This is a genomic window from Saccharothrix sp. 6-C (genome assembly GCF_016695385.1).
In the GTDB taxonomy this organism is placed as follows: domain Bacteria; phylum Actinomycetota; class Actinomycetes; order Mycobacteriales; family Pseudonocardiaceae; genus Actinosynnema; species Actinosynnema texasense.
This window is the reverse complement of the sequence record NZ_CP064192.1, coordinates 8,837,069-8,862,460: the sequence shown is the minus strand read 5'-3', so window position 1 is coordinate 8,862,460 and position 25,392 is coordinate 8,837,069. Positions and strand designations below refer to the sequence as shown.

The window sequence follows — 25,392 nt, the reverse complement described above, 5'->3', positions numbered from 1 at the left end:
TCCGGCACAACCCGGTTGGGTGTGCCGGACCTTGTCCGTGCTGGGCATACTCGGGCGAATGGGTTTCGTGGTGGGTGTGGACGCGGGCGGCACGAGCACCCGGGCGCTGGTGCTCGACCTGGACGGCGCGCGGCTGGGCGCCGGGGTGGCCGGCGGCGCGAACCCCAACTCCCACCCGCCGGAGCTGGCCGCCGCGCACGTGCGGCAGGCGTTGACGGCGGCGCTGGACGGGGTGGACCCGGCGAAGGTCGAGTCGGGTGTGCTCGGCATGGCCGGGTCGAGCAAGCTGCTCAGCGACCCGGCGGTGGCGGCGCTGTTCGAGGCGGCGTGGGCGGGCGCGGGGCTGCGGTGCCCGATGCGGGTGGTCACGGACTGCGAGGCGGCGTTCGCGACCGGTTCCGCGTCGCCCGACGGGACCGTGCTGGTCGCCGGGACGGGGTCGATCGCGGCCCGGATCGAGCACCACGAGCTGGTGTCGACGGCCGGCGGGTACGGGTGGCTGCTGGGTGACGAGGGTTCGGCGTTCTGGCTGGGGCGTGAGGCGGTGCGGGCGACCCTGGCGGCGTTGGAGCGCGACGAGCCGGACGACCTGTCGAACGCCGTGCTGGCGCGGGCCGGCATCCCCGACGAGCCGGACGTGCCCCGGCGTGAGCGGTGGCGGCGGTTGATCACCGCGGCCAACGGCGCCGCGCCGATCGCGTTGGCGACCTACGCGCCGCTCGTGACGGCGCACGCCTCGGCCCCGTCGGCCGACCGGATCGTCACCGCCGCCGTGCGCACCCTGGCCGACCTGGCGGAGGCCGCCCGTCCGGCCGACGACCGCTCCCCCATCGTGCTGATGGGCAGCCTGGTCCACGCGCACCCGCTGGGTTCCCGCCTCAAGCGCGAGCTGGCCACCCGCACCTCGGCTCCCGTGACCGTCGCCACCGAGGGCGCCGCCGGCGCCGCCTGGCTGGCCGCCGTCAAGATCCTGGGCGACTCCGCCCCCCGCCCCACCTGACCCCGCGTGTCCTACGTTCCGAACGCGCGTGTCCTACGTTCCGGTACCTCGAGTTGAACATTCAGAACAGATCGCCCGCCTCTCAGCGGCCGAGAAGGTCGTTCTGAGTGTTCAACTCGGCTGTCCGGAATGTAGGACACGCATGTTCTGAACGTAGGACACGCGCGGGGGTCAGGGGGTGCGGGGGTGGCGGAGGCCCGGGTGGTCGGCGGGCAGGGTGCGGCGCAGGACCCACCAGCTCACGGCGATGCACGCGACCTGAAGGGGCCAGGTCAGGGCGGCACGCATGACGCCCAGCAGGACGACCTCGCCCGCCAGCCACAAGGCGCCGAAGACGAGCACGCGGAGGACGTACTGGCCCACCCACGGCCAGGACGCGTAGCGGTACGCGCGGAGCAGGTCGGGGTCGCGTCGCCACCGGAGCTTCTGGCCGGTGACCAGGCCGACCACCACGCCCAGCAGCGGCCACCGCAGCACGATCGACACGGCCCAGAGCAGGGCCGACGCGGCGTTGAGGAAGATCTGCACGAGGAAGAAGTCCTCGGCCCGGCCCGTCTGCAGGGCGATGTAGGCGGCCAGGACCACCAGCGCCACGGAGACCAGCAGCGCGCGCGGTCGGCCGCCCCGGACGACCCGGACCAGACCGACGACGACGCCGCACGCGACCGCCGCCAGCGCGCCGACGGCGATGGAGCTCCCGCCCAGCAGCCACCCCAGGACGAACGCCAACGGCGGCAGCGACGCGTCCAGCGCACCGCCCCGCCCGCCCAGCAGTGAGGCCAACGACTCCTGACGCGTGTCGGTCATACCTCCAGGGTGCATACGTCCAGGGTGCCTTAGGCCAACCTAACCCAGGTAACAGACCCGTCTCGGGCCGTTGACCCCCGTGAGGCCCGTCACTACCGTCTCAGGAAATCGTCTGGAAAGTTACCAGACAGGAACGCCTGAAACGGACAGGAGACCCGATGCGAGCCGGGAGCCCGAGGCTGCTGCGCGAGATCAACGACCGCGCGGCCATCGAGGCGCTGCTCCGCAACGGCCCGCTCACCAGGGCGGAGCTGGAAGGGATCATCGGCCTGTCCAAACCGGCCACCGCGCAGCTCCTCACCCGCCTCGAAGAAGAAGGCACGGTCCTGCGCGACGGCCTGCGCGGTGGCGGACGCGGCCCGCGCGCGCAGCTGTGGACGGTCAACGGCGCGCTGGCCCACGTCGCCGCCATCGCCCTCACCCCCGACGCGGTCGACGTGGTCATCGCCGACATCTCCGGCGCCACGATCACCGAGCACCGCGCGCCCATGCCGAGGACCGGTGTGCTGGAGGCGTTCCACCACGCGGTCACGAAGGCCGCCGCCCAGGCCGGGCTCACCACCGACGCCCTGCACCACGTGGTCGTGGGCAGCCCCGGCGCGGTGGACCCGACGACGGGTCGCCTCAACTACGCGCCGCACATGCCGGACTGGGAGAACAAGAACATCCCCGAGGAGCTGGAAGCCCTCCTCGACACGCCCGTCACGGTCGAGAACGACGTCAACCTCGTCGCGCTGGAGGAGATGATCGCCGGCCGGGCCGTGGGCGTGCGGAACTTCGTGCTGCTCTGGCCCGCCGACGCGGTGGGCGCGGCCGTCGTGGTCAACGGCGTGCTGCTGCGCGGCGCGACCGGCGGCGCGGGCGAGATCGACGCCATGCGCGTCCCCGACCACGCGCACGCCGAGACGGGCACCGACCGCGCCGGGAGCCGTTACGGCGACCTGCTCGACAGCGCCGGCGTCGCCCGCCTCGCCCGCGCGCACGGCGTGTCCGCGCGCAGCGGGCAGGTCGCGGTGGAGAAGGCGTTGAGCGAGGGACCGGCCGGCCGGGAGTTCCTGGTCGACCTGGCCCGCCGCGTCGCGACCGGCGTGGCGAACGTGGTCGCCGTGCTCGACCCCGAACTGGTGCTGCTCTCCGGTGAGATCGCGCAGGCGGGCGGCACGACGCTCGCCGACCTCGTCGCCGCCGAGCTGCGCCGCCTGGTGGTGCCCCGCACCCCCGTCGAACTCGCCCTGGTGACCGGGAAACCGGTGCGCTCCGGCGCACTGCACTCCGCGCTGTCCGTCGTCAGGGAACAGGTGTTCGGTCTGCCCGCCGCCACGACCGAACCCTTCCGCGGTCCGAACCAGCAGGGCGCGACCGCACCGGGCACGTCGACATGAAGGAGAGCACATGCGCAAGCTCCACCGCGCGGCGTTGCTGTGCGTGGCCGCGGCGGTATCCCTGACCGCTTGCGCGGCGGGCTCCGGCCGGCAGGCGGACGAGTCGGGACCGGCGGCGGCTCCCGGCAAGGACGACAAGTTCTCGTTGACCGTCTGGAGCAACTACTCCGGTCGCGAGCAGGCCGAGGTCACCAAGGCCCTGGAGAGCTTCAGGCAGAAGTTCCCCAACGCCGAGATCAGGCACGAGGGCAGCCAGGACGACGACAAGATCACTGCGGGCATCCGCAGCGGCAACCCGCCGGACGTGGCCATGTCGTTCACCACCGACAACCTCGGCCAGTTCTGCACCAGCGGCTCGTTCCAGGAGCTCAAGCCCTACGTGGAGCGCGACGGCGTGGACCTCGGCCAGATCCCCGACGCGGTCCGCTCCTACACCGAGTACAAGGGCAACCGCTGCGCGATGCCGCTGCTCAGCGACGTGTACGGGCTGTACTACAACAAGGACATGCTCGCCGAGGCGGGCATCAGCGCGCCGCCGAAGACGACGGCGGAGCTGCTCGACTTCGCCAAGCGGACGACGAAGAAGGCGGCGGACGGCTCCATCGAGGTCGCGGGCTTCCTGCCGACCATGCTGTTCTACGCCAACCGCCCGCCGATCTGGGCGCCGAACTTCGGCGCGAAGTGGGAGACCCCGGACGGCAAGTCCGGTCTCGCCCGCCCGGAGTGGGCGGAGATGCTGAAGTTCCAGAAGCAGCTCGTCGACTTCTACGGCTACGACAACCTGGAGCGGTTCCGGGCCGGGCTGGGCCAGGAGTACTCGAACGACCACGCGTTCCACCAGAAGAAGATCGCCATGATGATCGACGGCGAGTACCGCACGGCGTTCCTCGAGGACCAGGCGCCGGACGTCCGGTTCGGCACCGCGCCGTTCCCGACGATCACGCCCGAGCTGTACGGCACCGGCTTCACCACCGGCACCATCATGGGCATCCCGAAGGGCGCGAAGAACCCCGGCGCGGCGTGGGAGCTGATCAAGCACCTGTCGTTCGACACCACGACCGTCGTCGACCTGGCCAACGGGATCAAGAACATCCCGAGCACGAAGGCCGCGCTGGCCGACCCGCGCCTCGAAGTGGACGAGAACTTCAGGACGTTCATCGACCTGGCCACCTCGGGCAAGCTCCAGGGCAACCCGGTGACGCCCATCGGCGACGCGCACATCAAGGCGATCGGCGACTTCGCCACGTCGTGGCAGGCGGGCGCGGTGCCCGACCGGATGGCCGGGTTGGCGGAAGTCGACCAGCAGATCGACGACCGGATCGCGAAGAGCGGCAGGTAGGGGTGACGGCCACGCTGGAGCGCGTGGACGTGGCGCGGACCGCCCCCGCCAAGGGGCGGTCACGGGCCCGCGCCCGCCACCGCCTGACCGTGCTGGCGTTCCTGGCGCCCGCGATCCTCGGGTTCGCGCTGTTCTTCGGCTACCCGCTGGTCGCCACGATCGGGTTCTCGTTCACCAGGTACGACCTGATCAACCCGCCGGAGTGGGTCGGCTGGGAGAACTACGCCTACATGTTCTCCGACGAGCTGTTCCACACCGCGGTGTGGAACACCTTGTGGTTCGTGGTGGTGCTGACCGTCGCACGCGTGGTGTTCGCGCTGGGCGTGGCGTCGGTGATCGCCCGGCTGAAGTCGGGCGTGGGGCTGGTGCGCACGTTGTGCTACCTGCCGTCGTTGGCGCCGCCGGTCGCGGCGACGTTGGTGTTCTTCCTCGTCCTGCGCCCGAACGAGGGCCCGCTGGACGCGTTGCTGGGCCGGTTCGGGATCGAGGGGCCGCTGTGGTTCGCCGACCCGGTGTGGGCCAAGCCCGGGATCGCGGCGGTCATGCTGTGGGTGTCCGGCGACCTGATGATCATCTTCTTGGCGGCGGTCCTGGACGTGCCGCGGGAGCAGTACGAGGCGGCCTCGCTGGACGGCGCGGGACCCGTGCGGCGGTGGTGGCACATCACCCTGCCGACGATCTCGCCGGTGCTGGCGTTCGGCGTGGTGAACTCGATCATCCTGGCGTTGCAGCTGTTCACGCAGGCCGTGGTGGCGGGGTCGGCGGCGAGCGGGTCGGCGGACGTGACGGGCTCGACGAAGGTGCTCGGGTTCCCGGAGAACTCGACGCTCACGTTCCCGGTGTGGCTGTACACGCAGGGGTTCCGGTACTTCGACATGGGTTACGCGGCGGCGATGGCGACGGTGTTGTTCGTGGTCTCGTTCGCGGCGACGGCGTTGTTGGTGCAGCGGATGCGCAAGGCGTCCTACCAGGAGGAGTCGTGACGGCGGCCGTCGGTGCGCGGCGCAGGCCCTTCGCGTGGCGCAGGGCGCTGGACTGGGTGGCGGTGCACAGCCTCGGCCTCGCGCTCGGGTTGATGTTCACGCTGCCGATCGTCTTCGTCTTCCTGACCGCGGTCATGTCGGACAGCCAGGCGTTCACCAGCGAGCTGTGGCCCCGCGAGTGGCACTGGGGCAACTTCGGGGAGGTGTTCGAGCAGGCCCCGCTGCTGAGGTACTTCGGCAACAGCATGATGTACTCGCTGCTGGCCACGGCCGGGATGGTGCTCAGCTCGGTGCCGGCGGCCTACGCGCTGGCGAAGCTGCGGTGGCGTGGGCGCAACGTGGTGTTCCTGCTGGTGGTGGGCGCGATGATGCTGCCGCCGCAGGTCGTGGCCGTGCCGCTGTACGACACGTGGTCGAGCCTCGGGCTGACGGGCACGCTGTGGCCGTTGATCGCGCCGTACTTCCTGTTCGACGCCTTCAGCATCTTCCTGCTGCGCCAGTTCATCCTGACCATCCCCCAGTCCTATGTGGACGCGGCGCGGGTGGACGGTTGCACGGAGCTCCAGGCGCTGCTGCGGGTCGTCGTGCCGATGGCGCGGCCGGGCATCGCGGCGACCGCCCTGTTCTGCTTCCTCTACACCTGGAACGACTACTTCGGACCGCTGCTCTACACGAGCGAGAAGCCGGACCAGTGGACGCTGTCGTTGGCGCTGTCGACCTTCAAGGGCATGCACCACGTGCAGTGGAACCTGGCCATGGCCGTCACGTTGCTGATCATGGTCCCGGCGGTGGTGCTGTTCGCGTTCGCGCAGCGCTCCTTCGTCAAGGGCATCACATTCACGGGGGTCAAGGGGTGAAGCTCACCGTTGTCGGTGGCGGGTCGACCTACACGCCGGAGCTGGTCGACGGGATCGCGGGGCGGCGGACCAGCCTCGACGTGGACGAGATCGTGCTCGTGGACCCGGACCGGTCGCGACTGGAGGTGGTCGGGGCGTTCTCGCAGCGGCTGCTGGAGCACGCCGGGCATCCCGCGCGGGTCACCACGACCACCGACCTGCAACGCGGAGTCGACGGGGCGTCGGCGGTGTTGTTGCAGCTCAGAGTGGGCGGGCAGGCGGCCCGGGCGTCCGACGAGACGTTCCCGCTGGTGTGCGGCTGCGTCGGGCAGGAGACGACCGGGGCGGGCGGGCTCGCCAAGGCGCTGCGGACCGTGCCGGTGGTGCTGGACATCGCCCGGCGGGTGCGCGAGGTCGCCGGCGAGGACACGTGGATCGTGAACTTCACCAACCCGGTGGGGATCGTGACGCGGGCGTTGCTGGCCGAAGGGCACCGGGCGGTCGGGCTGTGCAACGTGGCGATCACGTTCCAGCGGTGGACGGCGGCGCTGCTCGGGGTCGAACCGGAGTCGGTGCGGCTGGAGCACGTCGGCCTCAACCACCTGAGCTGGGAGACGGGCGTGTTCGTGGACGGCGTCGACCGGCTGCCGGAGCTGCTGGCCCGGCACGGTGACGCGATGGCCGAGCACCTCGGGCTGCCCGCGCCGCTGATGCGGCGCATGGGCATGGCCCCCTCGTACTACCTGAAGTACTTCTACGAGCACGACGAGGTGGTGCGCGAGCAGCGGACCGAGCCGCCGCGCGCCGAGGTGGTCGCGGCGGTGGAGAAGGAGCTGCTGGACTTGTACGGGGACGTGGCGGTGGTGACGAAACCGGCGCAGCTCTCGCAACGCGGGGGCGCGTACTACTCGGAGGCGGCCGTGCAGCTGGTGCACGCGTTGACCGGCGGCTCGGGGCCGGAGCAGCACGTGGTGAACGTCCGCAACGGCGGCACGCTGCCGTTCCTCCCCGAGGACGCGGTGATCGAGGTGCCCGCGGTGGTCGACGGCGACGGCGCGAAGCCGCTGCCCGTGCCGCCCGTGCCGCCGTCGGTGGCGGGGCTGATCGCGCACGTGACGGGCTACGAGCACCTGGCGCTGGAGGCGGCGCTGCGCGGAGGGCGCGACCGGGTGGCGGACGCGCTGCTCGCCCACCCGCTGATCGGGCAGTACGCGACGGCCGAGAAGCTGGCCGACGAGCTCGTGGCGCGCAACGCCGGCTTCCTGCCGTGGGCGAGGGGATCGGTGTGACCGACCGGGTGCTCGCCATCGACGGCGGGAACAGCAAGACGGCCGTGGCGCTCGTGGACGTGGACGGGCGGGTGCTCGCCCGGGTGCGCGGGCCGGGGGCGTCACCGCAGCACCTGGGGGTGGCGCGGAGCTTGGAGGTGTTCGACCGGTTGGTGCGGGAGGCGGCGGGCCTCGCCGGGGTGGCCGGTGGGGGGTTGATCGCCGCCCACACGGCGGCCTACCTGGCCGGCGCGGATCTGCCCGAGGAAGAACGTGAGCTGCGCGCGGCGGTCGAGGCGCAGGGGTGGTCCGGGACGTCCGCGGTCGGCAACGACACGTTCGCGCTGCTCAGGGCCGGCACGGCGGACGGGATCGGCGTGGCCGTGGTGTGCGGGGCGGGCATCAACTGCGTCGCGGTCGCGCCGGACGGGCGGACGCACCGGTTCCCGGCGCTCGGGCACATCTCGGGCGACTGGGGCGGTGGCGGCCACCTCGGGTCGGAGGCGTTGTGGCTGGCCGTGCGGGCCGAGGACGGCCGGGGCGAGCCGACGGCGCTGCTGGACGCGGTGGTCGCGCACTACGGGACGGCGACGGTCGCCGAGGCGGTGCGGCGACTGCACCTCGGCGAGGTGGAGTTCGACCCGAACGCGCTGTGCCCGGTGCTGTTCGAGGTGGCGGCCGGCGGTGACGCGGTGGCGCGGTCGGTGGTGGACCGGCTGGTGGAGGAGGTCGTGCTGCTGGCACGGGTGTCCTTGACGCGGTTGGAGCTGCTCGCGGAGCCGGTGGACGTGGTGCTCGGCGGCGGGGTCCTGACCGGGACGGGCGGGGTGGTGGTCGACGCGGTGGCGGCCCGGTTGGGGGCGGTCGCGCCGGTGGCCCGGGTGCGGGTGGTGGACGTGCCGCCGGTGGTGGGTGCGGCGTTGCTGGGGTTGGACGCGGTGGGCGCGTCGCCGGGGGCGGAGTCGAGGTTGCGCGCGGCGTACGAGTCGGAGGTGCGGGTCGGGTAGGAGGAGCGGGTGGGTCGGGTCGGGTCGGGTCGGTGATTTCTGCCGCACTCGGGTGGGCGAACCTGATGAATCACCCATTGCCGACACGCGTTCACACCACCGAGTGACACCTTGGTAACAGCGTCGCCAAGAGGCGGTGGCGTGGAGCGGACTTGGCGTTGCATGCTGTTCTGCGCGGTCATGGGGGTGCCGCGCGGAGTGGAGGGACGCATGGAGGGCCTGGACAGTTTTGTCGCGGTGGGGGACAGCTTCACCGAGGGGATGGACGACCCGGCGCCGAACGGGACGTACGTCGGGTGGGCCGACCGGCTGGCCGCGATGATGTCGGCCGAGCAGCAGGGTTTCCGGTACGCCAACCTCGCCGTCCGGGGCAAGATGCTGCAGGAGATCGTGGACGAGCAGATCCCGTTGGCGACGGCGTTGAAGCCGAAGCTGGTGACGCTGTGCGGCGGCGGGAACGACATCCTGGTGCCCGGCAGCGACGCGGACGCGTTGGCCGAGGTGTACGAGATCGCGGTGGCCGACCTGCGGGCGGCCGGCGCGGAGGTGGTCATCTTCACCGGGTTCGACCCGAAGCACACCCCGCTGCTGCGGTCGTTGCGCGGGAAGATCGCGATCTACAACAGCCACCTGTGGTCGGTGGCCGATCGCTACCACTGCAAGGTGGTCGACCTGTGGTCGATGAACGTGCTGCACGACCGGCGCGCGTGGAGCGCCGACCGGCTGCACCTGTCACCCGAAGGGCATCGGCGGGTGGCGCTGCGGGCGGCCGAGGTGCTGGGGGTCGAGACGGACGACGCGTGGAACACCCCTTGGCCGCCGCTGGTGGACGAGGACTGGATGACGCAGCGGCGGCACGACCTGAAGTGGGCGCGGGAACACGTGGTGCCGTGGATCGGGCGGCAGTTGCGGGGCGAGTCGATGGGTGACGGGGTGGTGCCGAAGCGGCCGGAGTTGCTGCCGGTCTGCGATTGACGATGTGATTCGCGGTCGATGAGCGGATTCTCCGTCCGAGTTCGGCAGTGCTGTGCAATTGCCGGGAGGTCCGGGACGGCTCGATTTGACATGGGGCCCTTACGGGCACTCCAGGCAGGCCAAAGCCGGGCAGGCCTGGCGGATGAAGCGCCCGCCAAGCCTGCCCGGCTTCGACCAGCCTAAAGCACCCGAACCCAGGTCAAATCGGGCCTGGGTGGGGTGGTGGCGGGTCCATTGGGGGCGGGTCCATTGGGGCGGGTTCTTGGTGGCCGTTGAGTGGCGGGCCGCGAGTCGGGGGATGCGATTCGCTGAAAGCCGACTGGCCGGCGCTCTCCCCCGAACGCCGGCCAGTCGGGGTTGGGTGGCTTCCCCCCTGGTTCCCCCTACCAAGAGCCACCCGGCGCCGACCGCGACTCGACGGATCGGCGCGTCTCCAAGTTCCCACGACTTCGCCCGGTGCAGCTAAACAGCGGCTAAACCTCGGAGGTCAACGCTTCAAGAGCCGTTCGGACCAACATCGCGCGCGGGGAGCCGAGGCGTACGAACAACCGAAGCGATTCCGCGAGCTCCGCTTGCGCGGCGACGCGTTCTCCCCGTCTTGCCAGCACCGTGCCCAGCACCTGGCGGCCGAACGCCTCCTCGAACTGCATCGAGCCGCCCCGCGCCAGTTCCACCCCTTGCCGGGCGTGTTCTTCGGCTTCCGACAAGAGGTCCAGTTCGGCGTAGAGCTCGGCCAGGTTGTTCATCGCCACGGCATAAGCCCGCTCGTCGCCGTTTCGGTGGTAGATCTCCATTGCCTGGTATTGGTGTCGGGCCGCCGATTCGCGGTGGCCGAGTCGTTGCTCCACCTGGGCCAGGTTGTTCAGCACCGTGGCTTCGCCGAGGGCGTCACCGTCGCGGCGGGCCAGGTCGACGGCTTCCCGGTAGTGGCCGAGGGCTTCGTCCACCCGGTCCTCGGCGAGGAGGGCCAGGGCGAGCTGGTCCAGCGTCATGACCAGGTAGCGGGGTTCGGCGGACTCCACGGCCAGCCGGTGGGCCAGCCGGGCCTGGTCGAGGGTGCCGCGCAGGGTTCCGGCGCGGTTGTTGACGTCGTGCATGGCGTTGAGCACGAGCATCTCGCCGCGACGGTCGCCGATCACGCGGGCCGAGGCGAGGCCGAACTCGGCCACGCCCTGCCACTCCCGGCTGACGAGCCTGGTCACGCAGTAGGTGTGGACGAGGCGCACGAGCTGCCAGACCCGCACGTGGAGGCCTGCCTCCGAGCCCGCGTGCACGAGCGCGATGAGGTTGGACCACTCCTTGTCGAACCAGGACAGCGCCTGTGACGAGGTGGCGGGCTTGGGGGTGGTGGAGACGCAGGTGAAGTCGAGGCCGTCCGACGCCGGTCTGATCAGGCGTCGGGCGTGGTCGCAGGCGCACAGGTAGTGGTCCATCAGGCGGCGCAGGCCGCGTTCCCGGTGCTCGACCACGCCGCGGGCGTAGAGGCGGACCAGGTCGTGCAGGACGAAGCCGCCCCGCCACTGCTCCACGAGCAGGTGGGCGTCGGCGAGGTCGGCCAGGCGGGCGGCGGCGGTGCCCAGGTCGATGTCGCAGACGGCGGCGATGGCGTGCGGGCTCACCCAGCGGCCGGGGACGAGGCCCGCGGCGCGGAAGGTCTCGGCCAGTTCCGGCGGGAGGTTGCGGTAGGACACCGCCAAGGCGCGTTCCACGCCGACACCGGTGTCGGCGAGGTCGAGGGTGCGCAGGCGCGCGGCGTCGTCGGAGAGCTGGGCCACCAGGGCTTCCACTGTCCACTCGGGACTGAAGACGAGCTTGGCGGCGGCGACGCGCAGCGCCAAGGGCAGGTTGCCGCACAGCTCCACCAGCATGCGGGTGGCCGCCGGTTCCTGGTCGGACAGCGGTTTGCCGACGACCTCGTCGACCAGGCGGACGGCCTCCTCGTCGGACAGCGTGTCCAGCGTGAGCATCCGGGCGCCGTTGCTGACGACCAGGGACTCCAGGCGCCTGCGGCTGGTCACGAGGACGACGGACCCGGCGCCGGGCGGCAGCAGCAGGCGCACGTGCTCGGGGTCCCAGGCGTCGTCCAGGACGACCAGCACGCGCCGCTTGGCCAGCACCGAGCGGTACAGGCCGACGCGGTCGTCCAGGTCGCGGGGGACGCCGTCGGCGGGCACGCCGAGCGCGAGCAGGAAGCGGGCCAGGACCTCGGCGGGCTCGACCGGGTCGCGGTCGGGGGCGAAGCCGTTCAGGGAGGCGAAGAGGAGGCCGTCCGGGAACTGCTCGGCCCGGCGGTGCCCCCAGGTGACGGCGAGCTCGCTCTTGCCGATGCCCGCCGCCCCGTTGACCACGGCGATGGTGGTGGCGGCCAGGTCGCGCGAGTCGCACAGGCGGTCCAGCCAGGCCAGTTCCTCGTCGCGGCCGATGAAGCCGCTGGCCGCGGCGGGCAGCTGGGCCGGCACGACCACGCCCGGCCGCGGTGGCACGAGGGCGGGTTCCGCCAGGCCGGGTGAGCTGAGCGCCGGGTCGTCGCGGAGCACCTGCTCGTGCAGCACGCGCAGGCCGGGGCCGGGGTCGATGCCCAGCTCGTCCACCACGCGCCGGTGGAAGCGCTGGTAGGCCTCCAACGCGTCGGCGCGCTGACCCGACCGGTACAGGGCGCGCATCATGTGGCCGACGAGCCGTTCCCGGAACGGGTGGTCGTTGACCAGCTGCCGCAGCTCGCCGACGAGTTCGAGGTGGCGGCCCAGTTCCAGCTCGGCCTCGATGCGCTCTTCCACTGCGGCAAGCCGAAGCTCCTCCAGGTCGGAGGTGACCGGGTCGCCGGGCACGTCCGCCAGCACCTGGCCGCGCCACAGGCCGAGCGATTCGCGCAGCAGCTGCGCGCGGATCGGGGCGGGTTTGCCGCGCGCGCTCGACACGAGCTGCCGGGCGCGGTGGAAGTCCAGTCGCCACGGGTCGACCGAGAGCTGGTAGCCGGGCGGGGTGGTGAGGATCCGGGCCGAGCCCGCCGGGTCGGCCTGCTCCAGCATCCGGCGCAGCCGCGACACGTAGCCGTGCACGATCGTCCTGGCCGTCGCGGGCGGCTCGTCGGCCCAGAGGCTGTCCACGATCTCGTCGATCGGGACGACCCGGTTGGCCTCCAGCACCAGCATCGCGAGCAGGCCGCGCATCCCCTTGCGGCCGATGACGAGCTGCCGGCCGTCCGCGAGCACCTGCAACGGTCCGAGAACGCCGAACTCCAGCCCGCTCTTGCTCCGGTCGACCATGCCCTCCCCCGCCTCTGCGCCACGGCTCGGTCACTGGATCAGGTGCGCCGGGCGGGCCGTTGGATACCTGTGAGTAAATGTTGCTTGCTCAACTAGTCGTGCTCCCATGACCGGACGGGCGTCCCGACGGCTAGGGTTCTGGCCCCGGACGTCCCGGCCGAGTTCTGGGCGAGTGCAGGAGGGCAAGTGCCGCGCGAGCCGATGAACGTGGTCGACCGCGGCGCGGCGTGCCTGCTGGGCGGCGCGCTGGGCGACGCCCTCGGCGCACCCATCCAGTACCTCGGGTGGGCGGACATCCAGCGCGACCACGGCCCGGAAGGCGTGCTGGCGCCACCGCGTCCCGCGCTGGTCACCGACGACACCCAGCTCACCCTCTTCACCGCCGACGGCTACCTGCGGGCGTGGGTGCGCGGCCGGACCACCGGCGAGTGGGACCCCATCGAGGTCGTCTGGCGCAGCTACCGCCGCTGGTTGATCACCCAGCAGGTGGCCGCGCCCGAGCCGGGCGCGGTGGGGCTGGTGGGCGACGAGCGGCTGTACTCCAGCCGGTCGCCGGGCCTGACGTGCCTGCGCGCGCTGGCCGCGGACACACCGCCCACCCCCGAGGAGCCGCACAACGAGTCGTCCGGCTGCAACGGCGTCACCCGCACCGCGCCGGCCGGGTTCGCGCCGAGCGCCGAGATCGCCTACGACCTGGGCTGCCGGTTCGCCGCGCTGACCCACGGCGGCACCGGCGGCTGGGTGTCCGGCGGGGCGTTCGCGCTGCTCATCCACCTGCTGGCGGTGCGCGGCCGGCCGATCCGGGAGGCCGTGGACCAGGTCATCGGCCGGGTGCTGCGCGACGACCCGTACACGGCGAACACGCTCAACCGGGCCGTCGTCTTCGCCGACGAGCACAAGGCGCTCGGCTTCGACTCCGTCCGCGTCGACCGCCTGGGCAGCGGCTGGACGGGCCCGGAGGCGCTGGCCATCGCCGTGCACACGGTCCTGGTGTACCCGAAGCGGTCGCAGTTCGTGGACGCTCTGCGCGCGGCGGCCAACCACTCCGGAGGCAGCGACGCCACGGCCGCGCTCACCGGCAACGTCCTGGGCGCGCTGCACGGCACCTCGGCGTTGCCGCGCGACTGGCTCGCGGGCCTGGAACTGGTGGACCTGCTGACCCGGCTCGGCTCGGACCTGGGCCGCTCGGTGATCGGCGAGGAGTTCGACTACGCCCGCTACGGGGCCGGAGAAGAATGAAGCCGGCCTCGGCACGCACGTTCCCGAAAGCGTGCGACCGAGGCCGGCTCTCCACGCGGTCTGCGCAGGGACACGCCCCGAGCGCGGAACCCGGCTGACCTGGCCGTGGAGCGGGAAAACCCGTGGCGGAACCGTAGCAGAGAGCGTGTGGGCAATCACAGGCGGCCCACCTCCGCGATCCTGTGAACCGCCCCACTTCCCGGCACACCCTGTCGCGAACCTGTCGACTGGCTGTTGATCGGCCCGCCGGCCGGCCGACGCCCTCGCCCGCCGGGTGGGCGGTGCCGCACCATGGGCGGGTGGACAAGGGCACTTCGGTTCGGCTGCTCGTGGTGGACGACGAGCCGCACATCGCGGACCTCGTGGCGACGGTGGCGCGGTACGAGGGCTGGCAGGCGGTGACCGCCGGCAGCGGCGAGGCCGCGTTGCGGACCGCCGCCGACTTCCGCCCCGACATCGTGGTGCTCGACCTGATGCTGCCCGACCTCGACGGCTTCACCGTGCTGGACCGCCTGCGCTCGACGGGCGCGATGGTGCCGGTGGTGTTCCTGACCGCGCGGGACGGCACCGCGGACCGGGTCGCGGGCCTGACCCGCGGCGGCGACGACTACCTCGTCAAGCCGTTCTCCGTGGAGGAGCTGATGGCCCGGCTGCGGGCCGTGCTGCGGCGGTCGACCGGGCCGACGTGGAAGCGGTCCGTGCTGAAGGTGTCCGACCTGGTCATGGACGAGGACACCCGCGAGGTGCGCCGCGCCGGGAAGCTCGTCACGCTCACGCCCACCGAGTACGAGCTGCTGCGCTACCTGATGCGCCGCTCCCCCGCCGTGCTGACCAAGGCGCAGATCCTCGACCACGTGTGGGAGTACGACTTCGGCGGCCGGTCCAACGTGGTCGAGCTGGTCGTCTCGCACCTGCGGCGCAAGCTGGACGACAGCGCCGGCGAGCCGCTGATCCACACCGTGCGCGGCGTGGGCTACGTGCTGCGGCGAGCCGCGGAGTGACCCGACGCCGCCTGCGCCTGGGCACGCGGCTGGCACTGGGCCTGGGCGCGCTGGCGCTGGCGGTGTTCGCGGTCGTCGGCACGGTGATGGCGCGGAGCATGCAGGAGTACCTGGAGCACCGGCTCGACGCGCAGATGGAGACGACCCAGATCTCGCTGAAGAAGGACTACGCCAAGGACGGCACGCTCAAGGGCGCGGCCTACGGCTGGTACTCGGTCATCTACGACGTGCGGGACGGCACGGCCACGCCGAGGAACCGCGACGACCTGCCCGCCGACGACGCCGAGCTGACCGAGGTGGCGTTGCAGGTCGACGGCCGCACACCGGTGTACCGGACGGAGTACCTGCACGGCGACGGGACGTACCGGCTGCGCGGGTGCGGGGTGTCCAAGGGCGTGGTGCTGGTCAGCGCGGCGCCGATGAACGACATCACCACGACCGTGCGGCAGCTGGTGATCGTGGAGGTGGCCACGTTCCTGCTCGCGCTGGTCGCGCTCGTGGTGATCGGCCGGGCGGTGCTGCGGCGCGGGTTGCAGCCGTTGAGCGACATGGCCCGGACCGCGCACGACATCACGTCGCACGACCTGACCGACTCCGCCCGGCTGCCGGTGCGCGCGGAGGGCGGCGCCGTCGGCGCGGAGGTCGAGGAGCTGCGCACCGCGTTCAACACGATGCTGGACCACATCGACACGTCACTGGCCGCGCGCACGGCCGCCGAGCAGCGGTTGCGGCGGTTCATCGCGGACGCGTCGCACGAGCTGCGCACGCCGTTGACGTCGATCCGGGGTTACGCGGACCTGTTCCGGTACGCGGCGGCGAACGCGCCGGAGGAACGCGAGGCGCACCTGGAGAAGCTGCGGTCGGAGGCGGCGCGGATGACCGTGCTGCTGGACGACCTGCTGCTGCTCGCCCGGCTGGACTCGGCGGAGGTGGAGACGCCGCTGCGGTTGGCCGACGGCGACCTGGCGGCGCTGGCCCGGGAGGCGGCGGACGCGTTCCGGGCGGCCCGGCCGACCCACCCGCTGACGCTGACCGCGCCGGACGAGCCGGTGCGGATGGCGTTCGACCCGCTGCGGCTGCGGCAGGTGGTGGACAACCTGCTCACCAACGCCGCCGTGCACACCCCGGCGGGCACGTCCATCTCGGTCTCGGTGTCCGCGCGGGACGCGTCGGCCGTGCTGCGGGTGGGTGACACCGGCCCCGGCATCCCGGCCGCCGACCGGTCGCGGATCTTCGACCGGTTCTACCGCGTGGACGACTCGCGCACGCGTGACCGGGGCGGCAGCGGGCTGGGGCTGGCGGTGGTGCACTCCCTGGTCGCCGCGCACGGCGGCACGGTGGAGCTGACCAGCCGGCCGGGCTCCACGGAGTTCACCGTGACGTTGCCGCGCTAACCGGCGTTGGACGACTCGGCCCACAGGTCGATGCCCGAGTCGACCGCGTGCACGTCGATCCGGGCCAGCTCGTCGTCGGTGAGCGGCGGGCCGTCCAGCGCGGCCACGTTCGCCTCCAGCTGCTCGACGCTGCTCGCGCCGACGAGCACCGACGTGACCCGCTCGTCGCGCAACGCCCAGGAGAGCGCGAGCTGCGCCAGCGACTGGCCGCGGGAGGCCGCGATCTCGTTCAACGCCCGCACGTGCGCCAGGTTCGCCTCGCTCAGCAGGTCCTCGGACAGCGACTTGCCCTGGGTGGCGCGCGAGCCGGCCGGCACGCCGTGCAGGTACTTGTCGGTCAGCATCCCCTGCGCCAGCGGCGAGAACGCGATGCAGCCGACGCCCAGCCCGCCCAGCGCGTCGAGCAGGTCGGTCTCGATCCAGCGGTTGAGCATCGAGTAGGACGGCTGGTGGATCAGCAGCGGCACGCCCGCCGAGCGCAGCAGCTCGGCCGCCTCGCGGGTCTTCGCCGCCGAGTAGGACGAGACGCCGACGTAGAGCGCCTTGCCCCGCTGCACCGCGGTGACCAGCGCGCCGATCGTCTCCTCCAGCGGCGTGTCGGGGTCGAAGCGGTGCGAGTAGAAGACGTCGACGTGGTCCAGGCCGAGCCGGGACAGCGACTGGTCCAACGAGGACAGCAGGTGCTTGCGGGAGCCCCACTCGCCGTACGGCCCGGGCCACATGTCGTAGCCCGCCTTGGTGGAGATCACCAGCTCGTCGCGGTGCGGCCGCAGGTCGTCGGCCACCATCCGGCCGAAGTTGACCTCGGCCGACCCGTAGGGCGGGCCGTAGTTGTCGGCCAGGTCGAAGTGCGTGACCCCGAGGTCGAACGCCCGCCGCACGATCGCCCGGCTCGTCCCGTACGGCCGGTCGTCGCCGAAGTTGTGCCACAGCCCGAGCGACACGGCGGGCAAGTCCAGCCCGCTGCGCCCGCACCGCCGGTAGGTCATCCGGTCGTACCGCGAAGCGTCTGGAAGGTGGTCCACCTCCCCACCCTGGCACGCCCGGCTGCCGTTTGCCGCCCGGGACCAGCGGCGAAGTTGCTCCCATCGGACGGTATTCCGCCGATCTCCCGATCATCCGCCTGGTGTGCCCGGACATCGGTGTCCAGGCTCCCGGACCCCTGCGTCCGGACGCGCGAGCGGAAGAAGATCACATGCGTCGCTCACTCAGACGCGGCACGCTGTTAGCCGTCGCCGCCCTGACCGCCTCAGCCGTCCAGCTCACCTCCCCCGCGGTGGCCGCCCCTGCCCCCGCGGCCGCACCGTGCGGCCCCCTCGACGTCGCGTTCGTCCTCGACGACACCGGCAGCATGGGCGGGGCCATCGCGAACCTCAAGACCGGCATCAACGCCATCGTGGGCGACGTCGTCTCGGCGTCCGGCGGGGACTACCGGCTCGGCCTGGTCACGTTCAAGGACAACATCACCGTCCATAACACCCTCGCGCCCGGCAACGCGGCGGCCGTGACGAGCTACGTCACCAACACCCTCGCCGCGAGCGCGGGCGGCAGCGAGCCGGAGGCGTCCGACGAGGCGTTGAACACGGTCGTGAACAACCTGCCCGCGGCCGGCCGGCCGCAGAACGTCGACTTCGGCGGCCTGTGGCGGTCGAACGCCATGAAGTTCGTGGTGCTGGTGACCGACGCCCGTCCCGGCGGGTTCGACAACGTGCACGCGGCGGTGGACGTCGCGAACGCCGCGCAGCGGGCGAACGACGCCCTCGGCAAGGGCATCAAGATCTCGCCGGTGTACGTGCCGACGTCGGCCACCTACACGCCGGTGATCACGCCGATCATGCAGAACTACGCCTCCACGACCGGCGGCGTGTTCACGCAGACGACGGCCGCGGGCGCGGGCACGGCGGACGCGATCCGCAAGCTCCTGTCGGACTGCCGGCAGACCGACGTGGTCATCCGCGACCAGGTGACCGACACGGGCGCCGAGCCGAACCCGAACGGGACGGTGTGGAACAGCCCGGACATCAAGGTCTGCCCGACCACCGCGGACTGCGCGGGCATCCAGCCGGTCGTCGGCGCGACGAACATCATCCACGTGCGGCTGAACAACGCCTCCGCCGCGAGCACCGGCACGCTGAAGGTCTACCGCACGCCCACCGGTGGCGGCACGACGTGGAACAACGTCACCAACGGCGACTGGGTCTCCATCGGCCAGCAGTCGCTGACCGTGCCCACCGGCGGCACGGTGGCGAAGATCCCGTGGACGAGCGTCCCGGGGCCCGGCCACTTCTGCCTGCTGGCGCGCTGGGTGTCGGCGACGGACCCGATGACCTTCGCCGAGGGCTCCAACACCGCGCTGAACACCAAGAACAACAACAACATCGCGTGGAAGAACCTGGTCACCGTGCGGGGCAAGGTGTTCCAGCCGGTGAAGGGCTGGTTCGCGCTGGGCAACGGGACCGAGCGGGAGGTCAGGACCGACCTCGTGCTGACCGGTGAGAAGCCGGTGGCGGGCACCGTGGTGATCGACCTCGGCCCGCGCCTGTTCGAGCGCTGGCGCGCCGGCGGCGGCCAGGCCGAGGGCGTGAAGCAGGTCGGCGAGACCGCGTTCCAGCTCGACCCGAAGCGGGCGGCGCTGTTCGGCGTGCCGCTCCTGCCGGGTGAGCGGTTCACCGCGGAGCTCACCTTCACCCCGGAGGCGCCGGGCGAGTACCTGACGAACCTCGTCCAGTTCGTCGAGGGCGAGGACCACGGCGGCGTCGCCTACCAGGTCATCACCGACCGGGAGTAGCACCGCGCCTGAGCGGGTCGCGGCCCGTGCCTGCCCGGCACGGGCCGCGACCACGTCCGGACGGCTTCGGCGGGACGCCGCCGGTGACCACGTCTCCGCGGCGGCATCCCGGACGGTGGCCCACGAGCCCTCGGCCCGCGCGCGAGGGGCCGGAGAGGCGGTATGATCATGAACCAACGGCCTGACCAGGCTTTTCCCGGTCAGGGCCGAGCTGCGTGGAGCCGGTGAGGGGACTTGAACCCCTAACCTTTCGCTTACAAGGCGAGTGCTCTGCCAATTGAGCTACACCGGCGCGGCCCGGAGGCCTGGAACATCGTAAGCGCCCGCAGGGGGTGCCACCTGCGGCGAACGGTCTGCTCACGGTGGCCCCGCGTTGGTCCGTCCGGAGGTCCCCGGTACCGTCCGGGTGGACCTGGCGACCCGTAAAACCGCTGGCCAGGGCCATCAACAGTAATGAACGCACAGTGATCGACTCACCTGGTCCAGGTCCCCCGTCCAGGGGTGGCGCAGGACACAGCCTCGAATGTGACACGGTCGGGCGTGGCGGTCGGGTGAGCGAGGGAGGTGACGCCGGGTGCGCCGGTGGCGCGGGCGGTTCCAGCACACCGATCGGGCACGACCGGTCGAGGGTCCGTCCCCTCCGGACGACTCGACCGTGCACCTGGTGCTCGACCTGGCGTTGCGCGTCGGCGAGGCGCAGATGGCCGGCGGGGCGGGGGTGGCCGACGTGACGGCCACGATCCTCGCGGTCACCACCGCGTACGGCCTGCCGAACACCGAGGTCGACGTGATCTACACGTCGATCACCGTCTCGTGCCACCGGGGCACGGAGACCGCGCCCGTGACGACCATGCGCGTGGTGCGCGGTCGCAGCGTCGACTACACCCGGCTCGCCGCCGTGGAGGACCTGATCCGGCGGATCACCTCCGGCGGCGTCACGGCCGGGGACGCGTCCGCCGAGATCGAGCGGATCAGCCGGGCCGACCACCCGTACCCCCGTTGGGTGGCCACGGCGGCGTGGGCGGGCATGGCGGCGGCGGTGGCGTTCCTGGTCGGCGGCGGGCCGTCGTTGGCGGCGACGGCGGCCGTCGTCACGGCGCTGATCGACCGGGTGGGCCGGGTCCTGAACCGGCGCGGGCTGCCGTTCTTCTTCCAGCAGGTGGTGGGCGGGGCCCTGGCCACCTCGGTGGCGGTGGCGATGTACGCGACGGACCTGCTGCCGACCGCGCGGCCGTCGTTGTTGATCGCCACCGGGATCGTGGTGCTGCTGTCGGGGTTGTCGCTGGTCGGCACCGTGCAGGACGCCATCACCGGCTACCACGTCACCGCCGCCGGCCGCACGGTGGAGATCACGCTGCTCACCGCGGGGCTCATCGCGGGCATCACGCTGACGCTGCGCGCCGGTGTGCAGTTCGGCGTGCGGACGAGCATCGCCGACCCGCTGCCGCCGCTGATCTCCGAGGTGCCGACGCAGTTCGCGGCGGGCGCGGCGACCTCCGCGTGCTTCGCCCTGGCCGGCTACGCGCCGGTCCGGGCGCTGCCGATGGCCGCCCTCGCGGGCGCGGTGGGCACGACCGGTTACGGCCTGCTCGTCCTCATCGGCACGAACACCATCACCTCCGCCGTCGCCGCGGCCACCGCGGTCGGCTTCCTCGGCAAGATCGTCTCCCGCCGGCTGCGCACGCCGCCCCTGCTCGTCGCGACGGCCGGCATGGTGCCGCTGCTGCCCGGCTGGACCACCTACCGGGGCCTGTACCAGTTCACCGCCGAGGGTGACTCGGCCGGCCTGTCGACCCTCGTGCTGGCCGCCGGCACCGCCCTCGCGCTCGCGAGCGGCGTCGTCCTGGGTGAACATCTGGGTCGACCGGTGCGCACCGGTCTCGGCCGGCTGGCGGCCCGTTCCCGGCGCTGAGCGGCTGAACACCGCATTTCCACGTGAGATCGCCCACCTGACGGACTTTCGTCAAGTCAACACAGTGTGACGGGGCTGACGACAGGGCATCCAACCTGCACGTTCCCACTAACCTCGACGGTGGGCGAGACGAATCCTTAGGAGGCGCTACCCGGTGAGCAGCATTGGCGAGAACGGCGCGGATTTCCTGGTCGTGGCCAACCGCCTGCCGGTTGACCTGGAGCGCCTGCCCGATGGCACGCAACGCTGGAAGCACAGCCCCGGTGGCCTGGTCACCGCCCTGGAGCCGTTCCTGCGCACGCACAGCGGCGCCTGGGTCGGCTGGCCCGGCGTCGCCGACGCCGACGTGGACGCGTTCGAGGAGGACGGCCTCCAACTGCACCCGGTGGCGTTGAGCTCCACCGAGGTCGCCGACTACTACGAGGGCTTCTCCAACGGCACGCTGTGGCCGCTCTACCACGACGTGGTCGCGCCGCCCGCGTTCCACCGGCGCTGGTGGAACGCCTACGTGCGGGTCAACCAGCGGTTCGCCGACGTGACCGCGAAGGTCGCCGCCCAGGGCGCCACCGTCTGGGTGCAGGACTACCAGCTCCAGCTCGTGCCGGCCATGCTGCGGGAGCTGCGCCCGGACCTGCGCATCGGCTTCTTCCTGCACATCCCGTTCCCGCCGGTGGAGCTGTTCATGCAGCTGCCGTGGCGCACGGAGATCATCCGCGGCCTGCTGGGCGCGGACCTGGTCGGCTTCCACCGGCCCGGCGGCGCGCAGAACTTCCTCTGGCTGGCCCGCCGCCTGGTCGGCCTGGAGCCCAGCCGGGGCGCGGTCGGCGTGCGCACGAGGCCCGGTGTCGTCCAGGTCGGGGACCGCACCGTGCGGGTCGGGGCATTTCCGATCTCCATCGACTCGGCGGGTCTCGACGCGCTCGCCCGCGACAAAGAAGTCCAAAAACACGCGAAACAAATCCGCGAAGACCTCGGGAATCCGAAGAAGATCCTGCTCGGTGTGGACCGCCTCGACTACACCAAGGGCATCGACGTGCGGCTGCGCGCGTTGCACGAACTCCTCGCCGACGGCCGGGTCGACCCCGGCGAGGTGACCATGGTGCAGCTCGCCACGCCCAGCCGCGAACGCGTCGAGCACTACAAGCAGATGCGGGGCGAGATCGAGCAGGCGGTCGGCCGGATCAACGGCGAGTTCTCCACCGTGGGCCACCCCGTGGTCCACTACCTGCACCAATCGGTCAACCGGCGTGAGCTGACCGCGTTCATGACCGCCGCCGACGTCATGGTCGTGACCCCGGTGCGCGACGGCATGAACCTGGTCTGCAAGGAGTACGTCGCCACGCGCTACGACCTCGGCGGCGCGCTGGTGCTCTCCGAATTCGCCGGTGCGGCGGCCGAGCTCACGAGCGCGTTCCTCGTCAACCCGCACGACCTTGACGGCGTGAAGAACGCCCTGGAAGCCGCCCTCACGCTCGATCCGGCCGAAGGTCGCCGTAGGATGCGCGCGCTGCGCCGCCAAGTCCTCACGCACGACGTCGACCGCTGGGCTCGATCGTTTCTTGATGCCTTGGGCACGCAGTCCACGATCTGAATCAGTTCAGACCGACTTTTACCGACCCTTGTCCCACCGAGCATTGAGGAGGGGCGTTGACCGCCGAGGCCCTCCCCGCCGAACTTCGTCGTGCGATCGTGCAGTTGGCACGCACACCGCGCCTGCTGGTCGCCTGCGACTACGACGGGACATTGGCTCCGATCGTGGCCAACCCAGAGGACGCCCGCCCGCTGCCCGAGTCGGTGGGCGCGTTGCGCTCCCTGGCCGGTCTGCACGAGACGACGGCCGCGGTGATCTCCGGGCGCGCTCTGCGCGACCTGGCGACCCTGTCGCGCCTGCCGTCCGAGGTGCACCTGGTGGGTTCGCACGGATCCGAGTTCGACGTCGGTTTCGTGCACGCGCTGGACGCTGACGCGAAGCAACTGCACCGTCGCCTGGAAACAGAACTGGAAGGGGTCGTCGCCGGCCACGAAGGCGTCGGCCTGGAAGTGAAACCCGCGAGCATCGCGGTGCACGTTCGCCGTGCCGACCCCGCCGTGGGGGAGCGGGTTCTCCACGCCGTGCGCACCGGACCGGCCACGTGGGACGGTGTGCAGGTCACCGAGGGCAAGGCCGTGATCGAGCTGGCCGTGGTGCAGACGGACAAGGGCCACGCCCTGGACGTCCTGCGGCACCGCGCGTCGGCGACCGCGGCCGTGTTCGTCGGCGACGACGTGACCGACGAGAAAGCGTTTGCCCGGCTGAGCGGACCCGACGTCGGCATCAAGGTCGGCGACGGCGAGTCGCTGGCCGAGTACTGCGTCGCCGACAGCGTCGACGTGGCCACCGTGCTGGCGTTCCTGCTGGAAGAGCGGCGGGCCTGGCTGCACGGCGACCAGGCCGTGCCGATCGAGCGGCTGACCATGCTCGCCAACGAGCGGTCCGTCGCGCTGCTCACCCCCGACGCGCGGCTGAACTGGCTGTGCCACCCGGAGCCGGACTCGGCGGCGGTGTTCGCCGACCTGCTCGGCGGGCCCGCCGCGGGCCACTTCTCGATCAAGCCCGAGCACGGCTCGCTGCCCCTGGGCCAGCGGTACGTGCCGGGCACGATGATCGTGGAGACCCGCTGGTCGCGGCTGCTCGTCACCGACTACCTCGACCACGACCTGGCCTCGCACCGCACCGACCTGGTGCGGCGCGTCTCCGGCTCGACCAACGCGCTGATCACGTTCGCGCCGCGGCCCGAGTTCGGCCAGGTGCCGGTGCGGCTGCTGCGCGAGCGCGACGGCCTGCGGGTCGTCGGCACCTCGGACCCGATGGTGCTGCGCTCCCCCGGCGTCGACTGGCAGATCACCTCCGACGGCATCCAGGAGACCGCCACGGCGGTCGTGCGGCCCCGCGAGGGCGCGCCGATCCTGCTGGAGCTGCGCTGCGGCACGGACGACCTGTCCGAGGCCACGCTCGGCGAGCCGGAGCGGCGGGCGCGGGCCGGCGCGTTCTGGTCGGACTGGGCGGCGACGCTGAAGCTGCCCCAGGTCGAGTCGGACCTGGTGCTGAGGTCGGCGTTGACGTTGAAGGGCCTGGTGCACCACGACACCGGCGCGATCATGGCCGCCGCCACCACCTCGCTGCCCGAGGAGCTGGGCGGCATCCGGAACTGGGACTACCGGTACTGCTGGCTGCGCGACGCGGCGCTGACCGCGCAGGCCCTGGTGTCGGTCGGGTCGATCGGCGAGGCGGAGGCGTTCCTGGGGTGGGTGCACGGGGTGCTGTCGACCCTGCCCGGCCCGGAGCGGCTGCACCCGCTGTACACGTTGCAGGGCACCATGCTCGGCGCCGAGGCCGTCATCGACACGCTGCCCGGGTACGCCGGGTCGCGGCCGGTGCGCGTCGGCAACCTCGCCAACCAGCAGGTGCAGCTCGACGTGTTCGGCCCGGTGGTGGACCTGGTCGTGCAGCTGGCCGCCGCGCGCGGCTCGTTGACCGACCAGGACTGGCTGATGGTGCAGGCGATGGCCGAGGCGGTCGCCCGCCGCTGGCACGAGCCCGACCACGGCATCTGGGAGGAGCGGCACGCGCCGCGCCACCACGTGTACTCCAAGGTCATGTGCTGGGTGACGCTGGACCGGGCGGTGCGGCTCGCCGAGACCTACGGCCGGGAGATCGACCCGTCGTGGCCGGTGCTGCGCGACACCATCTCCAACGACGTGCTCAAGCACGGGTGGAGCGAGGAAGCGCAGTCGTTCACCACCGCCTACGACGGCGACGACCTGGACGCGGCGTCGCTGCACGTCGGCCTGTCCGGGTTGATCGACCCGACGGACGACCGGTTCCAGGCCACCGTGACCGCGATCGAGGCCGAGCTGCGGTCCGGTTCCACGGTGTACCGGTACCGGCGTGACGACGGCCTGCCCGGCGACGAGGGCGGCTTCCACCTGTGCGCGGCGTGGATGATCGAGTCCTACCTGCTCACCGGTCGGCGCACCGAGGCCGAGGAGCTGTTCGCGCAGATGGTGGACGCGGCCGGGCCCACCGGTCTGCTGCCCGAGGAGTACGACCCGATCGCGGAGCGCTCCCTGGGCAACCACCCGCAGGCCTACAGCCACCTCGGCCTGATCCGCTGCGCGCAGCTGCTGGCGGCAGGCAAGTAGGCGTCGGCCCACC

Annotated in this window: 18 protein-coding genes and 1 tRNA gene; 15 read left to right on the top strand and 4 right to left on the bottom strand. The window is 71.9% G+C overall.

The annotated features are described in order from the left end of the window. Positions 1-58: 58 nt before the first annotated feature. Positions 59-1,000, top strand: coding sequence for an N-acetylglucosamine kinase (locus IOD16_RS38905; protein ID WP_123744434.1), 942 nt, complete (start codon positions 59-61; stop codon positions 998-1,000). Between the two features lie 171 nt (positions 1,001-1,171). On the opposite strand, the gene IOD16_RS38900 is transcribed toward IOD16_RS38905, so the two are convergent. Next, positions 1,172-1,807 (bottom strand): DUF3159 domain-containing protein, encoded by a 636-nt coding sequence (locus tag IOD16_RS38900; RefSeq protein ID WP_201438283.1) that lies wholly within the window; start codon positions 1,805-1,807, stop codon positions 1,172-1,174. A gap of 158 nt (positions 1,808-1,965) precedes the next feature. Between IOD16_RS38900 and IOD16_RS38895 the strand changes: the two genes are divergently transcribed. The 7 genes from IOD16_RS38895 (at position 1,966) to IOD16_RS38865 (ending at position 9,597) form a co-directional block, all read left to right on the top strand. Continuing rightward, positions 1,966-3,189 carry an ROK family transcriptional regulator gene (locus tag IOD16_RS38895; RefSeq protein WP_201438282.1) on the top strand — a complete coding sequence of 408 codons (1,224 nt, stop codon included), beginning with the start codon at positions 1,966-1,968 and terminating at the stop codon, positions 3,187-3,189. A 10-nt stretch (positions 3,190-3,199) separates the two neighbouring features. Next, positions 3,200-4,528 carry an extracellular solute-binding protein gene (locus IOD16_RS38890; protein ID WP_201438281.1) on the top strand — a complete coding sequence of 443 codons (1,329 nt, stop codon included), beginning with the start codon at positions 3,200-3,202 and terminating at the stop codon, positions 4,526-4,528. 2 nt (positions 4,529-4,530) lie between these two features. After that, positions 4,531-5,511, top strand: a complete 981-nt coding sequence (locus IOD16_RS38885; RefSeq protein ID WP_201438280.1) for a carbohydrate ABC transporter permease — start codon at positions 4,531-4,533, stop codon at positions 5,509-5,511. Beyond that, the gene (locus tag IOD16_RS38880) at positions 5,508-6,368 is read left to right on the top strand and encodes a carbohydrate ABC transporter permease (protein WP_236594631.1); all 861 of its coding nucleotides are present in this window, start codon (positions 5,508-5,510) and stop codon (positions 6,366-6,368) included. The genes IOD16_RS38885 and IOD16_RS38880 overlap by 4 nt, the downstream gene beginning before the upstream one ends. After that, complete coding sequence (locus IOD16_RS38875; RefSeq protein WP_201438279.1) at positions 6,365-7,636, top strand: 6-phospho-beta-glucosidase; 1,272 nt, start codon at positions 6,365-6,367, stop codon at positions 7,634-7,636. Before IOD16_RS38880 ends, IOD16_RS38875 begins: the two co-directional genes overlap by 4 nt. Further along, positions 7,633-8,622: an N-acetylglucosamine kinase gene (locus IOD16_RS38870; protein WP_201438278.1), complete on the top strand. Its 990-nt coding sequence runs from the start codon at positions 7,633-7,635 to the stop codon at positions 8,620-8,622. Before IOD16_RS38875 ends, IOD16_RS38870 begins: the two co-directional genes overlap by 4 nt. Positions 8,623-8,832: 210 nt before the next feature. Then, positions 8,833-9,597, top strand: a complete 765-nt coding sequence (locus IOD16_RS38865; protein ID WP_201438277.1) for an SGNH/GDSL hydrolase family protein — start codon at positions 8,833-8,835, stop codon at positions 9,595-9,597. 473 nt (positions 9,598-10,070) lie between these two features. On the opposite strand, the gene IOD16_RS38860 is transcribed toward IOD16_RS38865, so the two are convergent. After that, entirely contained in the window at positions 10,071-12,863 is a 2,793-nt protein-coding gene (locus IOD16_RS38860) for an AfsR/SARP family transcriptional regulator (RefSeq protein WP_201438276.1), read from the bottom strand. Between the two features lie 186 nt (positions 12,864-13,049). Here IOD16_RS38860 and IOD16_RS38855 point away from each other — a divergent pair, with 186 nt between their 5' ends. From IOD16_RS38855 to IOD16_RS38845, 3 genes are all read left to right on the top strand, one after another. Continuing rightward, positions 13,050-14,102 carry an ADP-ribosylglycohydrolase family protein gene (locus IOD16_RS38855; RefSeq protein ID WP_123744442.1) on the top strand — a complete coding sequence of 351 codons (1,053 nt, stop codon included), beginning with the start codon at positions 13,050-13,052 and terminating at the stop codon, positions 14,100-14,102. 299 nt (positions 14,103-14,401) lie between these two features. After that, positions 14,402-15,103, top strand: a complete 702-nt coding sequence (locus IOD16_RS38850; protein ID WP_201438275.1) for a response regulator transcription factor — start codon at positions 14,402-14,404, stop codon at positions 15,101-15,103. Next, entirely contained in the window at positions 15,100-16,497 is a 1,398-nt protein-coding gene (locus IOD16_RS38845; RefSeq protein WP_236594630.1) for a sensor histidine kinase, read from the top strand. Before IOD16_RS38850 ends, IOD16_RS38845 begins: the two co-directional genes overlap by 4 nt. Here IOD16_RS38845 and mgrA read toward each other — a convergent pair. Continuing rightward, entirely contained in the window at positions 16,494-17,522 is a 1,029-nt protein-coding gene (gene mgrA, locus IOD16_RS38840) for an L-glyceraldehyde 3-phosphate reductase (RefSeq protein ID WP_201438274.1), read from the bottom strand. The two genes, IOD16_RS38845 and mgrA, sit on opposite strands and share 4 nt — an antisense overlap. Before the next feature lie 170 nt (positions 17,523-17,692). Here mgrA and IOD16_RS38835 point away from each other — a divergent pair, with 170 nt between their 5' ends. After that, a complete protein-coding gene (locus IOD16_RS38835) occupies positions 17,693-19,285 on the top strand; it encodes a vWA domain-containing protein (protein WP_201438273.1) in 1,593 nt (530 codons plus the stop codon). Positions 19,286-19,501: 216 nt separating this feature from the next. Here the strand turns inward: IOD16_RS38835 and IOD16_RS38830 are convergent. Continuing rightward, positions 19,502-19,577, bottom strand: a tRNA-Thr gene (locus IOD16_RS38830). 282 nt (positions 19,578-19,859) lie between these two features. On the opposite strand from IOD16_RS38830, the gene IOD16_RS38825 reads away from it, so the two are divergent. The 3 genes from IOD16_RS38825 (at position 19,860) to otsB (ending at position 25,379) form a co-directional block, all read left to right on the top strand. Beyond that, entirely contained in the window at positions 19,860-21,197 is a 1,338-nt protein-coding gene (locus tag IOD16_RS38825) for a threonine/serine ThrE exporter family protein (RefSeq protein WP_201438272.1), read from the top strand. Between the two features lie 154 nt (positions 21,198-21,351). After that, positions 21,352-22,788, top strand: a complete 1,437-nt coding sequence (locus IOD16_RS38820; RefSeq protein ID WP_123744447.1) for an alpha,alpha-trehalose-phosphate synthase (UDP-forming) — start codon at positions 21,352-21,354, stop codon at positions 22,786-22,788. Between the two features lie 56 nt (positions 22,789-22,844). Beyond that, positions 22,845-25,379, top strand: coding sequence for a trehalose-phosphatase (gene otsB / locus IOD16_RS38815; RefSeq protein ID WP_201438271.1), 2,535 nt, complete (start codon positions 22,845-22,847; stop codon positions 25,377-25,379). Positions 25,380-25,392 lie beyond the last annotated feature (13 nt).